Genomic DNA, 13,732 nt, shown 5'->3' with positions numbered 1-13,732 from the left:
GAAGCACCTGATTACCATTTCTCTAAATTGTTCCACAACGGTTCGCCTGTAATTTAGACAGCTGGTAAACTCTGTCGGCTGTACTGGAAGCTCTGGAAGCAGCCCAATCAATCCCGCCCCTTATTCCGGGAGAGTGGCTAGCGGAGGTTCCCCAATAACTATTACAGACAGAGGAACTTCTATGTCTTCTAATGTCGCGGACGTCACAACGGCGGCCTCTCAGAGCTCGGGCGAATTGCTCGGCCACCCGAAAGGGCTCTATATCTGTTTTGCTACAGAGCTTTGGGAGCGATTCTCCTTCTATGGGATGAAGTACTTACTCCTACTCTACCTCACCAAGTATCACCTTTTTACCGATAGCGCGGGTTACGACGTACTCGGCGCCTATGCCGGCCTGGTATACGCCCTGCCCCTGATCGGTGGTCTGCTGGCCGACCGCTACCTGGGTATGCGTAAGGCCGTACTATTTGGCGGTGTGCTGCTGTGTCTAGGCCACTTGTTAATGGCTGTGGAAGGCCATCAGGCTATCTCCTATGCGGCAGGTACAGTTCTTTCAGAAGCCATTACTTTGAATGATGGCAGCGTGATTGCGGCAGGGACCACCCTGACTGAAAACGTAATTATTCAGGATGTGGTGGCCCTCAAAGTCTTCTTTATGGCCCTGGCACTGATCACCGTGGGAGTCGGCTTCTTGAAGCCAAATATTTCCACCATTGTCGGCCAACTCTATCCGAAAAATGATTCCCGCCGCGATGCCGGCTTTACCATCTTTTATATGGGCATCAACGTAGGTTCCTTTATTGCTACCCTGCTGTGCGGTTGGCTGGGAGAAACTTACGGTTGGGGCTATGGATTTGGTCTTGCCGGTATCGGTATGGTCTTCGGCCTGATCACCTTTGTTTGGGGCCAAAAATACCTTGACGGCCTGGCAGAACCGAGCCGTCCGGAAGTACTGAAAGAAAAGGCGCTTGGTCCGATCAATAAAGAGTGGGCTGTTTACCTCGGCGCCATCCTGTCTCTTGGTTTGGTTTGGTACCTGGTACAGAGTGAGCCCATGGTGCACCTGGCTCAGAACAGCCTCTTGATCGTCGCAATCGTCGGCCTAATCCTGTTCTCCATGCTGTACAAAGACAATAAGAGTAAAGATGTTGTCGCCATTGGTATGGCAGCTCTCTCTGCCGGCCTTGGCCTGATTTGGGCCTTCAATGGCGACGACCTGTGGTTGGGCGGCATGTTGCTGGCTCTGGTAGCCTTTATTGGTTACGGCTTTGTCCGCCACTATAGTGAGGAGTTCTCACGCACCGTTGTACTGATGGTCCTTATTACTTCTACTATCGTCTTCTGGGCATTGTTCGAACAGTCCGCAGGTTCTATGACCCTGTATGCAGACCGTGTACTGGACCGCTCCATCGGCGACGGTGAAGTACGCGCCTCCATGTTTGGCTCACTCAACGCAGGCTTTATCATGCTGCTGGCCATTCCCTTCGCAACCCTGTGGGTTTGGCTGGGCAAGCGCGGATGGGAACCAAGTACACCGGTGAAATTCGGTTTGGGCATTATCCAAGCTGGCTTGGGCTTCGGCGCCTTGGTGCTAGGTGCTGCATACCCCACAGAGGCCGGTAAAGTAGCAATGATCTGGCTGGTGCTCGCCTACCTGTTGCACACCTCTGGTGAGCTGTGCCTCTCCCCTGTTGGTCTGTCCGCCGTGACCAAGCTGTCCATTGGCAAAGTGGTCAGTGTGAGTATGGGCACTTGGTTCCTGGCAACAGCCCTGTCAGAAACCGTTGCAACCCGTATCGGTAAGATGGCAGCTGTTCCCCAGGATGGAGCAACTGATCTCGCCTCCACTCTGGCGACTTATACCAACCTGTATGAGTATCTGATGTGGTGGGGCCTGGGTGTCGGTGCATTGATGATTGTTATCTCACCGCTGCTGAAAAAAGGCATGTGTGGTATCCGCTAAGAAGAACCACCATAGCACCAAAAGGCCGCTGTTTTACAGCGGCCTTTTTATTTTTGGCCTCCCACCTCTCTGGGATAAATAAAGCTTGGCGAACCTAATTGGCGCCGAGCCAGGCAATCAATACGCAGTCAGTAGCTTTAGCTCAGCCCAATTAATAAATTGAAGTTCTGCCAAATAAATCGAATACCGATAATGCAGAGCAATAAGGCAAAGCAAAGTTTCAATCGCTTGGCAGATATCTTATGCGCCAGGTTAGCCCCAAGCTTGGCAAAGAGCACGCTGGTAAGAACAATCCCTAAAAAAGCCGGCCAATAGATGTAACCACTGCTCCAGTCCGGCAATAACTTATTACCCCACCCCTGAACAACAAAGCTCAGCGAGCCAGAGATGGCAATAGGCAAACCAAAAGCCGCTGAGGTACCCACTGCCCGCTGCATTTTGACAGCAAAGTGCGACAGATAGGGGACAATCAGCGCCCCCCCGCCAATACCAAAAATGGCCGCGAGCCAACCAATTCCCCCCCCCGAACAAATCAGCGGGAGTGAGCCAGGTAAGCGGTCATCACTCTCCTTCTGGGAAGCTGTACGCAAGCCACTCACGCCCATACGCACAGCCATAATTATGGCGAAGACACCAATCAGGAGTTGTAGCCAGGCTCCAGGCAATAGGTCCGCAGTTACGCCGCCCAACCAAGATCCCACAAGTATCCCAGGGGTCATAACCCAAAATAGATGCCAGTCGACAGCGCCCTTAGCATTGTGAGCCCATACCGAGCTTATTGAAGTAATAACAATGGTTGCTAGAGAAGTACCCACAGCCATATGGGTCAGCACTTCGGGAGAAATACCCGTCGCGGAAAAGATCAGCACCAGAGCAGGAACAATGATCAGCCCCCCACCAATCCCCAAGAGGCCTGCCGCGGTACCTGCAACAGCACCGAGTAATAAATAAACAAGCAACATTTCCATGTTGCTTCAGTTTAGTCACCCTGTGTGACTAGGATGGGTTACGGGCAACAGGGAGAGTACAAAGCACCCACCCCATAACTGCGCTTTGCCAAAAGCTCAGATCAATATGACCTGAGCAACCTTACTTCACAGAGCCAGTAAGCCACTATTCAGCCAAATGAAACGTCCACCAATAACGCAAAGCAACACTGCAAATCCATGCTTCAACCACTTTGCCGGTAGGCGGTGGGCCAGATTAGCGCCGAAGCGAGCAAAGATCGTACTGGTCGCAACAATCCCCAAAAAGGCAGGCCAGTAGATAAATCCACTGCTCCAGTCTGGCAGTAGAGTGTTCCCCCAACCCTGCACCGCAAAGCTGAGAGCTCCCGCAATGGCAATGGGCAAACCGCAAGCTGCGGATGTAGCAACGGCTCTCTGCATCCGCACCTTGCAACGGGACAGAAATGGCACGGTGAGCGAACCACCACCAATGCCAAAGATTGCCGAAACCCAACCAATCACTGCACCTGCGCCAGCTAATATGGGGGCTGCCGGTAAAATACCGGCACCCTCCTCCGCCCCACTGTGCCGCAAGCCACTCAGCCACATGCGAATGGCGATAACGATAGCAAAGACGCCAATTAACAGCTGTAACCAGGCCCCAGACAACCAATCTGCTGTCATTCCGCCAAGCCAGGAGCCAATAAGAATCCCCGGAGTCATCATTCCAAACAAGCGCCAGTCCACCGCACCTTTTTTATTATGTGCGCGCACTGAGCTGATAGAAGTAATGATGATGGTTGCGAGAGATGTCCCCACCGCCATATGAGTAAGGATGTCCGGGGAGATACCCATGGCAGTAAAAACCAGCACTAGGGCCGGCACGATAATTAAACCACCGCCCACCCCAAAGAGGCCGGCAATAGTCCCTGCCGCAGCCCCCACTAACAAGTAAATAAGTAAGGTTTCCATCCAGTCACTATCCTTTAAACAACCGCTAGCACTGACCGCAGCGCCCTTGGGCCTGTGAGTTATCACTATTTTTTGAGAGGAAATTTAGGTGGCACCCGAGTGCCGATTACTCACGGGCTTCAACGGTGAGCCAGTCAAACCCTTCCTGCTGACAGGCGAAAATGCAGTTCTCGACACTCTCCACCATTTCTGCCAGAGCTGAACGAGCAAGTTCGAGAGTATTGTTTTTTTCGCTGATATGGGCGACCACCAGATGCTGCAGCTGTTCATAACCCACACGCTGTAAAAATCCCGCAGCCTGCTGGTTACTCAGGTGCCCATAGGCACCACCTACACGCCGTTTCAGAGAGGGAGGATAGGGTCCCTGGGCCAGCATCTGTGGATCGTGGTTGGCTTCCAGAACCAGTGCATCGCAACCTGCAAAATGGGATTCCACATGGGGCGTTACTGTGCCCAGGTCGGTCAATAAGCCCAAACTACTCCCTCGGCTGCGGAATACATACTGTGCAGCTTCTCTGGCATCGTGCGGCACGGCGACAGGTGTCACCTGAATATCCCCAATCAAGAAAGGCTGATGCCCTTCGATCAAGTGCACCTGTGGTAACTTGCCGATATCACGGGCGCGAAGAGTCCCTGGAGTCAGGTAAATCGGCAGGCCATACTTGCGCGCAAGCGGAGCGACACCGGAGAGATGGTCGCTGTGCTCGTGGGTTACCAGTATCGCAGCGAGGTCAACCGGAGACATACCGAGCCGAGACATACGTCGCTCGGTTTCCTTGATGGTAAAGCCGCAGTCCACTAACAGACATTGGTCGCCACTGGCGACCAATGTACCATTTCCTTTACTGCCGCTTCCCAGTGAGGCGAAGCGCAGACCCATTATTAAATCAGGTTCTGCTGAATAGAGAGCAGTAGCTGGGAGGCCTTGTTGCGCGAGAGAGGCTGACCACGGGTATCGCGGATACGCACTTCGATCTCATCGTCACCACCCCGAATCACAATTAAGTAGCCGGGGAAGCCGCCCTCAGGAATTGAGCCGACACCCAAGCCTTTGATTTCCTTGAACAGCGCAGGCTCACTACCCTCAGAGGTATCGATACCGGCAAGGATCTGCTGCAGGGTTATCTGGTCGGCATTTTCGGCCAGCTCATCGTCCTGCTTGGACTTCTTACCCCAGGAGAACCAACCACCATCATCCTCTTCACTCTCCGCCAACTCGCGCTCTTCATCGTAGGTAACGTAGAAAAGACCGATATCGGAATCCTCGCGATGCAAGCGATAAGCGCCGGCATTCACAGCGTGGGCAACGGTAGCCCAAGCACGTTCCATCTCGAGCCCCATAGAAATATAGGGTTCGTGACCTACGGGTTCACGCAGCTGCACCTTTACAGAGCTACCACCTATGGCCTGGGCCACCAGAGAGGCCGAAGCACCGGAGGCATCTGTGGCCAGGGCAGTGGACATCTCATCGATCATCCAACCCTCGCGCTCCGGGCTGCTTGAGAGTTGCGGCCAGTTGACCGTTCCCCCCACAGGAGCATCCACCGCAACAGATAGGTGGCGCACGTGGACCTCCGTGGTGTCCGGCTGAACACCAGTCTCTATCTGCAGACGATATTTATCCTTGGTATCGGGGCTCTCGTTAAATGTCATCCAGGCGGTTTCCATAATACCGGCACTGGCGTCAGACATCTCCACGGTCAGCCCGGAAGTGCGCAGGAAATAGTGCAGCTGGGGCCAAACCTCTTCGGGGGGTTGGGAAATCAATACCCAGCGGCTGTTGCCCAGCTTCTGAATTTTTACCCGCTCCAGCCCCGCATTGACCGATAGTGCCTGTGGACGCGGCACTTCAAAGTCCCCATCCTCTAAGCCATTTCCGGCGATCTGTGGAATCTCGTAGAGTTCTTCCTGGTGTTTGGCGTTGATACCCTCTGGAATCTGCAGCGGCGCCAGGCTGTCCGCCTGCTGGTAATCGTTACTGCGATCGCGAAAATAGCCATCGTTGCCGAACACACCACAACCCGCCAGGCTGAGACTAGAAATACAAAGCGCGACTCCAACGGTCAATTTGTTCATTAAAGCTTTCCTGGTTAATTCACGATTCGCAGGTTTATAGTACGCCGGCACTGCGCAGAGCCTCGCGCACTGTAGCATGATGCTCGGGCGACAGACTGGTCAGCGGCAGGCGGATGCCACCATCAATACGGCCCATCTCCCGCAAAGCCCACTTCACCGGTATCGGGTTGGACTCCAAAAACAAAACTTTGTGCAATATTTGAATACGCTGGTCTATTGCCCGTGCAGTCACGGCGTCTCCAGCCAGTGCGGCCTCACACATCTGAGCCACTGCCGCTGGGGCCACATTGGCAGTGACACTGATATTACCTTGGCCGCCCATCAACATCAGTTCCATGGCAGTACTATCATCACCGGAGTAGAGTGCAAAGCCCTCTGGCAAGGTATCCAATAAAACTTTAGCGCGCTCCAGGTCACCGGTGGCCTCTTTAATCCCAACGATATTACCAATTGATGCCAGGCGCTGAACTGTCTCTGGCAACATATCGACGGCAGTGCGACCAGGCACGTTGTATAGAATCTGAGGAATCGGCACAGCCTTGGCGATAGCGCGGTGATGTTGATATAAACCTTCTTGGCTCGGCTTGTTGTAATAGGGCGTCACCAACAGACAGGCATCGGCACCACAGCGGGCGGCACCTTCAGTTAGATCGATCGCCTCTGCGGTAGAGTTGGCGCCAGTACCGGCAATTACCGGAATACGCCCCGCGACCTGATCCACAACCCGACGGATAATCTCAACATGCTCATTAACGTCGAGGGTTGCGGACTCTCCTGTGGTACCCACGGCCACCAGTGCACGTGTACCCTGTTCAATATGCCAGTCAACTAGGTTACGTAAACTGTCCCAGTCCAAGCTTCCGTCTGCAAACATTGGGGTGACCAGGGCCACCATACTGCCGGTAAACATCCTCTCTCCTTATTTATTGCGCTCGGCCTGGAATAGCACCGCCAAAGTCGAACTGGTATGTTACTTAGGGCGCAGAATCTATGCCAGTGCCACTAGCTCGCTACCTTCCTGCGCTTCTTTTTCTTCTTGCGCACACCTTCATAGACATTGGTTGCGCCCTCTGGACGGGTCTTAAAGCGGCGGTGAACCCACATATACTGCTCGGGCGCCTCGCGGATACGCGCTTCGATGAAGCGGTTGACCAGAATCGCGTCCTGTAGTTCATCACCGGAAGGAATTTCATCGATGGGATCGTACACTTTGAGGCGATAACCGGAATTGTCATCCAGGCGGGTAAGCACGTAAGGCACAACCCTAGCACGCCCCACACGGGCAAATCGCGAAGTCCCTGTGACGGTCGCTGCAGGCACACCAAACAAAGGCGCAAAAACACCCTGCTTAATCCCATAATCCTGATCCGGAGCATACCAGACCGCCCGACCATGTTGCAGGGCGCGCAATACTCCACGCACATCCTTACGCTGATAAACGCTGCCACCGCCTGTATGGCGCTCGCGTCCTTTGCGTTGCATATAGTCGTAAACCGGATTTTTATGGGGCCGGTACATGCCATCCAGGGTAATACTCATACCCATCAGGGCCGCCCCCATCTCCAGAGTGGTGAAGTGCATGGCCATCAACAACACACCCTGCCCCTGAGACTGAATTTCCTGTAACTGCTCAAGGCCCTCGAAAGTACATCGCTTTCGCAACCAGCGCGCTGAGCGAAACCAGGCCATACCGGTTTCCATTAACGCGATGCCACTGGATTCAAAATTGCGGATAAGTAAGTTTGCCCGCTCGGTATCACCAAGCTCGGGAAAACACAGGGCCAGGTTGCGCTCGGCTATGGTACGGCGGCTCTTGGCCATTCTGAGCATTGCTCGGCCAAAACTGCGTCCCATTGCCAGCTGCCAACGATAGGGCAGTTGAGCCACCAGGAACCAGAGACCGAACAACAACCAGGTCGGCCAGTATCGGGGGTGCAGCAGGGCCGCTCGAAAACGAGGTTTTTCCATCGGGTATCGCTACGCGGCCGGGGAGTTCCCCCGGCTTAATCGGTTGAATTCGGCGTAGTATAACCTATGGGATACGGCGCAGGGGTGGACAACTGGCCAGTGACACGGCGGATTAATGACGCAGCAGTGAGTCCAGCTCATCGACTGCGACGCACCAGTCAGAATCTTCTTCTATGGCACTCTCGAGAAATTGTCGCTGCCCCTCGGTCCAGAAAGATGCTGCGGACAGTTTCTCATGCCGATGCAGGTAATGAGTGATCAGAAACTCGTGAATTTCCGCATCCTCTGAAGCCAGCCCGAGCTGGGCGAACAAATCATTGAGAGTGTGATGCCCGGTGGTCTCCATAAAAGCTCCCTAAAGTTTTCCCTTACCGGTTACGCAATTTTCTCTCCCAATTATAGATATCTCCACCCGCGCACTAAGGTGCCGGGTTAGGGTTTTCGCTGTGGATTGCCTCAATTGCGGCCAGCACTTCCTCATCGAGCTTTAAATCAAGGCTGGCAATATTTTGACGCAACTGCTCCATGGTTGTGGCGCCGATAATATTAGAGGTCACAAACGGCTGCTGATTGACGAAGGCCAGGGCCATCTGCGCAGGGTTTAGATCAAATTGACGCGCCAATTTCACATAGGCCTCGGTAGCTGCACCAGTGCGCCCCCCCGTATAGCGCTGGAAACGATCATATAGTGTCAAGCGTGCGCCGACGGGCTTTTCCCCTCCCAGATACTTCCCGGAGAGGACCCCAAAGGCCAGTGGCGAGTAAGCCAATAATCCACATCGCTCGCGCAGGGATATCTCGGCACAACCAATCTCAAAAGTGCGATTCAATAAGTTGTAGGGATTTTGGATCGAGGCGATGCGCGGCTTACCTAAAATCACAGACTCCTTAAGATACTCATGCATCCCCCAAGGGGTCTCATTGGAAATGCCAATGTGGCGCACCTTACCCACCTTGACCAGCTCCTCCAAGGCATCGAGAGTCTCGGCAATAGCGATGCCATCATCCCCTCCATGCTGATAGCCGAGACGGCCGAAAAAATTGGTCAGGCGCTCGGGCCAATGCACCTGGTATAGGTCGATATAATCGGTAGCTAGCCGTTTGAGGGATTGGTCACAGGCCTCCAGTATCTGCGCACGGTTCAGCCGCGGGCCCGAGCGCAGATGCCCAACGCCGGAGTTTGCCTCCCCACGCCCGGCTACCTTGGTGGCGATAATCACCTTGTCGCGCCCACCGCGGGCCGAGAGCCACCTGCCGATAAACTCTTCCGTCCGCCCCTGGGTCTCTGGCCGAGGTGGCACCGGGTACATTTCGGCGCAATCAATAAAATTCACCCCTTGCTCGAGGGCATAATTCAGCTGTTCGGCGGCATCATCGGCGCTATTTTGCTCGCCAAAAGTCATGGTGCCCAGGCAGATCTGGCTCACATTGAGATTGCTGGTACCGAGCTGGCGGTATTCCATGAAGTCCTCCCCGCAAAAACAAAAAGGGAATTATGCCCCCTCGCCGCAGGTAGAAAACAGGGAGGTGAAGAAGTAATTAGGGAATAAGAGAAAATGCCATGCAAACCTTAACGGTGAGGCAAAATAAAAGGGAGTAGCGACACAACTCCCCGTGGATAGGGGCTCTAACTTGAGCCCCGCAAAAATCAACGGAACTCCGCCTCTACCAATGGGCTGGTATCCGCCTCATAGTCAACACTCTCAGTGCCAAAACCAAACAGCTTGAGAAAATCCGCCTGATAGCCGCTGTAATCAGTCAACTCAAACAAATTTTCCGCCGTTACCTGAGGCCACAGGTTTTCAATCTTAGCCTGGGTCTCTGGGCGCAGCTCTTTATCGTCCATACGTAGGCGGTTCTCTTCATCGAGGCGCGGCGTATCGGTATAGAGCCCTTCGGTGTAAAGACGATACAACTGCTCAATACAACCCTCGTGAGTACCCTCTTCTTTCATCACCTTGTAGACCAGGGAGATATAGAGCGGCATTACCGGGATCGCGGAGCTGGACTGGGTAACCAGAGCCTTGAGCACCGCAACATTAGCGTTTGCCTTACCGCTCTCGGTAATCGCCTTGGCGGCGCGATCCAGGTCTTCCTTGGCCTTGCCGATGGTGGCGTGGCCATAAATCGGCCAGGTGAGCTTTTCACCGATATAGGTGTAAGCCACTGTCTTGCAGTTATCGGCCAGAACCCCAGCTTCGCCCAGGGCCTGCATCCATAGCTCCCAGTCTTCACCGCCCATCACCTTCACGGTGTTGGCAATCTCTTCCTCGCTGGCGGGGTCGACAGTGATATCAGAAATTTCCAGTTTGTCAGTATTCAGGTTTTTGGCGGTATAGGATTCACCGATGGGCTTTAATACGGAGCTGTAGAGTTCACCGGTCTTGGGATCTGTACGGCGGGGCGAGGCGAGACTGTAGACCACAAGGTCTACTTGCCCTAAGTCCTCTTTAATCATTTCAACAGCCTGGGCTTTTACCGTGTCGGAAAAGGCATCGCCATTGATACTCTTAGCATAAAGGCCGGCCTTATGCGCCTCGGCCTCAAAAGCTGCGGAGTTATAGTAACCAGCAGAGGCTGTGCGCTTCTCCGTGGGCGGTTTCTCGAAAAACACCCCCAGAGTATCGGCGCCACTGCCAAAGGCGGCAGTTATCCGCGAGGCCAATCCGTAACCGGTGGAAGCACCCACGACCAGGACACGCTTTGGACCATTTTCGATCGCTGGCTGCGACTTGATGTAGTCAATCTGCTCACGCACGTTGGCAGCACAGCCCTGCGGGTGGGCATTGGTACAAATGAATCCGCGAACTTTCGGCTGGATAATCATCCTAACAGTCTCTCCCTATGCACTTGGGGAATCGTGGTTATGTGATCACAGATACGTGGAACACGCATCGGGGAAAACGGTGCTGCAAACCCTGCGCATCGACGCCTGAGTCACACTGATACGTCATTCTAATGGTTGTGGCCTAGGAGTCCCATAGCCCCTTTTCCCTTCAAACAGCCTCACTGTCCAGAACCTCCCCAATAGCGGCCAAAGTGGCCAAACACCCCTAAAATGACTTTTTGCACTATTTTTGCGCATCAGGATTAATTTCATGCCGGATATACGGCTTAAATCTCTTGTTATGGCACGCATTCCACCTGAAAAGCTCAGCTAGACTTTCTCAGGCTTGGCACGCTGTGTGCAGAACACTCCATATGCGAAAGCTATCGGTTTGAATACTGGAAGCATCCAATCCGAATAGTCACTGCGCAATTACTTACCCGTCGAGCGTTAAACCCAAAGTAAGTTAGGAAGGTCAGCGTGAAATATTACTCCCGTCACTGCGTCAAACCCTGCGATCTGAATCCCGCACAGCGCCTGTTTGGCGGTCAGCTGCTCGCCTGGATTGATGAAGAAGCCGCCATTTTTGCTGGCTGTCAAATGGGCACGCCCATGCTGGTCACCAAGCTGATGTCAGAAATTGACTTTGTTAGTTCAGCCTGCTGCGGCGATGTCGTGGAATTCGGCTTTGAAGTGGTTGGTATTGGTCAGACCTCCCTGACCGTGCACTGCGAAGTGCGCAACAAGCAGACCCAACAACTGATTGTGCAGGTGGAACAGATTGTTTTCGTGGCACTGGATGCCAACGGCAAACCCACTCCCCACGCCAAGGCCGGGATGACCCTTGAGCAGGCGCGTATCGCTACGCGGCGTGAACGGGAGCTTCGCGAGCGTCGATTGGCCGGTTAAAGCTCTCTTAAGTCCCCAGAAAGCTATTCCTGTGTATGACGGTATAATGACCATTTTGTCACTGCTGTTATCCACCATGTTGCAACTACGCTTTAAAACTCCGAGGGCCTGGGCAGAGGTAGTGCTCAAAGATTTCAATCGTTTTCTACAGGATCACGCCGCCGCCGAAAAGAAGGCCTCTGGCATGGCCGTCTCCATGTTCTCCCACTATCCGGACAAACCTCTGTTGGTGGAAGCCATGGTGAACCTGGCATTAGAGGAAATGAACCATTTTCGTCAGGTCATCAAAATCATGCACGAGCGAGGTATCTACCAAGCAGCGGACGAGAAAGATCCCTATATCCACGCCCTGCGCCAGTTAATCCGCCGCGGCCCTGATGAATACTTGATGGATCGCTTGCTCACCGCAGCCATTATTGAGGCGCGCGGTTGCGAGCGCTTTGGCCTGGTGGCCGAAATACTTCCAGAGGGGCCGCTGAAAACTTTTTATCGGGTAATCACCGAGAGCGAAGCCCGCCACCATGAACTCTTTTTAGAGTTGGCACTGGAATACTTTCCTAGCCATACAGTAGAAGACCGTCTTTGCCATCTACTGGATGAGGAAGCGCGAATCACTGCGGCACTGCCCTACCGTGCAGCTCTGCACTAGCCAGGGATGGAGTCAGTAATCCGATACAACCCACGGAGGTACGCGATCGTGTATGCTGGCGCGGATATACCTTGTCTGTAATGGGGTTTCTGCAGTTATGTCCACCCTTCGCCAACACTGGTACCGCTTGGTACTACTGAGCGTTTTCGCCTTTACTTGGGGTTGGTCCGCCTGGCAGCCCCTACATCCGGATGACTGGTTGCTGGAAAACTACCTGGTCTTTGCAGCCCTTCCCGTTATTTTACTCAGCGCCCGGGTATTTCCTCTATCCAGGGTTTCCTACACGCTAATCACCCTGTTTATGTGCCTGCATGTAATCGGCTCCCACTACACCTACGCGGAGGTACCATTCGGTTTCTCCATGGGAGAGTGGCTCGGCAGCGAGCGCAATATGTACGACCGGTTGGTGCATTTTAGTTTTGGCTTATTACTGGCCTACCCGGTACGAGAGATATTGATCCGCCTCGCCGGTTTGCACGGTTTCTGGGCTTACTTCTTTCCGGTGGATGTCACCTTCGCCCTGTCCTCCATTTATGAAATTATCGAGTGGCAAGCGGCGCGCACAGTTTCCCCGGAATTGGGCATCGCCTTTCTCGGTTCACAGGGGGATATTTGGGATGCGCAGAAGGATATGTTGCTGGCGGGCCTAGGCGCCATAGTCGCTATGTTGATTGTACTGGCCCTAAACTTGTGGCTGAACTCCAATACTTGGAAAGAAATACGCAGTAGTATGCGGGTTCCTGAAGGGGACAGGGCCAGAGGAGAAGCCAAACTCCTGCAATGGTGGCGCAACCGGCACAGCCATTAATCCTTCAGCCTGTCCCTGCGTAAGTCAGTGGCAGGCGGGTAGTCTGTTTCATGGTCTCCATCACAAAACTGGAACTGACATCGAATAGGTCAGCTTTGATCAGCGCCTTATAAAGGCGGTCGTAACCGGGCATATCGGTAACCACCGCCTTGATCAGGTAATCAAGGTCCCCACTCATACGGTGCACCTCCAATATCTCGGCGATGCCTTGCACCAACTCACCGAACTGAGCAGCCCAATGATCATTGTGCTGATTGGTTCGAATGGAAATATATACGGTCAGTGGCAGATTGAGTTTCTGCGGGTTCAGCAGTGTCACCCGTTCGGCAATCACGCCCTCCTCCTCCAGCTTGTTAATACGCCGCCAACAGGCGGATTTTGATAGTCCTACCTGCTCGGCAATATCCCCCACAGAGAGTGTCGCATCCCGCTGCAATAACTCGAGAATTTGTTTATCTTGCCGGTTAAGTGCCGCTGCCATACCTGTCCCCACTCTGGCCATCAAATGGCCCATCGTCTCACTTAACCATCAGAATTCAACACAAAGAATCTAAAAGCTTAAAATTACGGCACAGAACTTCGGTAATGAGCTGAAAAACAACATAAATAGGCA

General features: G+C 53.5%; 14 protein-coding genes. 4 read left to right on the top strand and 10 right to left on the bottom strand.

The genetic code is table 11. The features are described 5' to 3' along the window. Positions 1-181: 181 nt before the first annotated feature. A complete protein-coding gene (locus ACJJIJ_RS00850) occupies positions 182-1,963 on the top strand; it encodes a peptide MFS transporter (RefSeq protein ID WP_444938397.1) in 1,782 nt (593 codons plus the stop codon). Positions 1,964-2,100: 137 nt separating this feature from the next. Here the strand turns inward: ACJJIJ_RS00850 and ACJJIJ_RS00845 are convergent, their stop codons facing one another. The 9 genes from ACJJIJ_RS00845 to fabV all read right to left on the bottom strand — a co-directional run bounded on the left by ACJJIJ_RS00845 (position 2,101) and on the right by fabV (position 10,753). Next, a complete protein-coding gene (locus ACJJIJ_RS00845; protein ID WP_444938396.1) occupies positions 2,101-2,925 on the bottom strand; it encodes a sulfite exporter TauE/SafE family protein in 825 nt (274 codons plus the stop codon). Positions 2,926-3,057: 132 nt separating this feature from the next. Then, entirely contained in the window at positions 3,058-3,882 is an 825-nt protein-coding gene (locus ACJJIJ_RS00840) for a sulfite exporter TauE/SafE family protein (RefSeq protein WP_444888076.1), read from the bottom strand. Positions 3,883-3,988: 106 nt separating this feature from the next. Then, a complete protein-coding gene (locus ACJJIJ_RS00835; RefSeq protein ID WP_444938395.1) occupies positions 3,989-4,762 on the bottom strand; it encodes an MBL fold metallo-hydrolase in 774 nt (257 codons plus the stop codon). 2 nt (positions 4,763-4,764) lie between these two features. Beyond that, positions 4,765-5,958: an NlpB/DapX family lipoprotein gene (locus ACJJIJ_RS00830; protein WP_252084668.1), complete on the bottom strand. Its 1,194-nt coding sequence runs from the start codon at positions 5,956-5,958 to the stop codon at positions 4,765-4,767. 34 nt (positions 5,959-5,992) lie between these two features. Beyond that, positions 5,993-6,868, bottom strand: a complete 876-nt coding sequence (gene dapA, locus ACJJIJ_RS00825) for a 4-hydroxy-tetrahydrodipicolinate synthase (protein ID WP_252084667.1) — start codon at positions 6,866-6,868, stop codon at positions 5,993-5,995. A 92-nt stretch (positions 6,869-6,960) separates the two neighbouring features. After that, a complete protein-coding gene (gene lpxL, locus ACJJIJ_RS00820) occupies positions 6,961-7,926 on the bottom strand; it encodes an LpxL/LpxP family Kdo(2)-lipid IV(A) lauroyl/palmitoleoyl acyltransferase (protein WP_444908765.1) in 966 nt (321 codons plus the stop codon). Positions 7,927-8,038: 112 nt separating this feature from the next. Further along, positions 8,039-8,272, bottom strand: coding sequence for a DUF2789 family protein (locus ACJJIJ_RS00815; protein ID WP_252084665.1), 234 nt, complete (start codon positions 8,270-8,272; stop codon positions 8,039-8,041). A gap of 73 nt (positions 8,273-8,345) precedes the next feature. After that, positions 8,346-9,389, bottom strand: a complete 1,044-nt coding sequence (locus ACJJIJ_RS00810; RefSeq protein ID WP_444938394.1) for an NADP(H)-dependent aldo-keto reductase — start codon at positions 9,387-9,389, stop codon at positions 8,346-8,348. 185 nt (positions 9,390-9,574) lie between these two features. Next, positions 9,575-10,753, bottom strand: coding sequence for an enoyl-ACP reductase FabV (fabV, locus tag ACJJIJ_RS00805; protein WP_252084663.1), 1,179 nt, complete (start codon positions 10,751-10,753; stop codon positions 9,575-9,577). A gap of 480 nt (positions 10,754-11,233) precedes the next feature. Here fabV and ACJJIJ_RS00800 point away from each other — a divergent pair, with 480 nt between their 5' ends. From ACJJIJ_RS00800 to ACJJIJ_RS00790, 3 genes are all read left to right on the top strand, one after another. Continuing rightward, positions 11,234-11,662, top strand: a complete 429-nt coding sequence (locus ACJJIJ_RS00800) for an acyl-CoA thioesterase (RefSeq protein WP_252084662.1) — start codon at positions 11,234-11,236, stop codon at positions 11,660-11,662. A gap of 76 nt (positions 11,663-11,738) precedes the next feature. Beyond that, complete coding sequence (locus tag ACJJIJ_RS00795; RefSeq protein WP_444939549.1) at positions 11,739-12,311, top strand: tRNA-(ms[2]io[6]A)-hydroxylase; 573 nt, start codon at positions 11,739-11,741, stop codon at positions 12,309-12,311. A 97-nt stretch (positions 12,312-12,408) separates the two neighbouring features. Next, entirely contained in the window at positions 12,409-13,119 is a 711-nt protein-coding gene (locus ACJJIJ_RS00790; RefSeq protein WP_444938393.1) for a DUF2238 domain-containing protein, read from the top strand. A 4-nt stretch (positions 13,120-13,123) separates the two neighbouring features. On the opposite strand, the gene ACJJIJ_RS00785 is transcribed toward ACJJIJ_RS00790, so the two are convergent. Then, positions 13,124-13,600 carry an Lrp/AsnC family transcriptional regulator gene (locus ACJJIJ_RS00785; RefSeq protein ID WP_444883841.1) on the bottom strand — a complete coding sequence of 159 codons (477 nt, stop codon included), beginning with the start codon at positions 13,598-13,600 and terminating at the stop codon, positions 13,124-13,126. Between the last annotated feature and the right edge of the window lie 132 nt (positions 13,601-13,732).

It is taken from the genome of Microbulbifer mixtoriginis (SeqCode) (assembly GCF_052467945.1).
This window is presented reverse-complemented; position numbering and strand designations above follow the sequence as displayed.

What these genes read in the sequence shown, in the direction of transcription:
- ACJJIJ_RS00850 (WP_444938397.1), top strand. Translation starts at nt 182, where the DNA reads ATGTCTTCTAATGTCGCGGACGTCACAACGGCGGCCTCTCAGAGCTCG.
- ACJJIJ_RS00845 (WP_444938396.1), bottom strand. Translation starts at nt 2,925, where the DNA reads ATGTTGCTTGTTTATTTATTACTCGGTGCTGTTGCAGGTACCGCGGCA.
- ACJJIJ_RS00840 (WP_444888076.1), bottom strand. Translation starts at nt 3,882, where the DNA reads ATGGAAACCTTACTTATTTACTTGTTAGTGGGGGCTGCGGCAGGGACT.
- ACJJIJ_RS00835 (WP_444938395.1), bottom strand. Translation starts at nt 4,762, where the DNA reads ATGGGTCTGCGCTTCGCCTCACTGGGAAGCGGCAGTAAAGGAAATGGT.
- ACJJIJ_RS00830 (WP_252084668.1), bottom strand. Translation starts at nt 5,958, where the DNA reads ATGAACAAATTGACCGTTGGAGTCGCGCTTTGTATTTCTAGTCTCAGC.
- dapA (WP_252084667.1), bottom strand. Translation starts at nt 6,868, where the DNA reads ATGTTTACCGGCAGTATGGTGGCCCTGGTCACCCCAATGTTTGCAGAC.
- lpxL (WP_444908765.1), bottom strand. Translation starts at nt 7,926, where the DNA reads ATGGAAAAACCTCGTTTTCGAGCGGCCCTGCTGCACCCCCGATACTGG.
- ACJJIJ_RS00815 (WP_252084665.1), bottom strand. Translation starts at nt 8,272, where the DNA reads ATGGAGACCACCGGGCATCACACTCTCAATGATTTGTTCGCCCAGCTC.
- ACJJIJ_RS00810 (WP_444938394.1), bottom strand. Translation starts at nt 9,389, where the DNA reads ATGGAATACCGCCAGCTCGGTACCAGCAATCTCAATGTGAGCCAGATC.
- fabV (WP_252084663.1), bottom strand. Translation starts at nt 10,753, where the DNA reads ATGATTATCCAGCCGAAAGTTCGCGGATTCATTTGTACCAATGCCCAC.
- ACJJIJ_RS00795 (WP_444939549.1), top strand. Translation starts at nt 11,739, where the DNA reads ATGTTGCAACTACGCTTTAAAACTCCGAGGGCCTGGGCAGAGGTAGTG.
- ACJJIJ_RS00790 (WP_444938393.1), top strand. Translation starts at nt 12,409, where the DNA reads ATGTCCACCCTTCGCCAACACTGGTACCGCTTGGTACTACTGAGCGTT.
- ACJJIJ_RS00785 (WP_444883841.1), bottom strand. Translation starts at nt 13,600, where the DNA reads ATGGCAGCGGCACTTAACCGGCAAGATAAACAAATTCTCGAGTTATTG.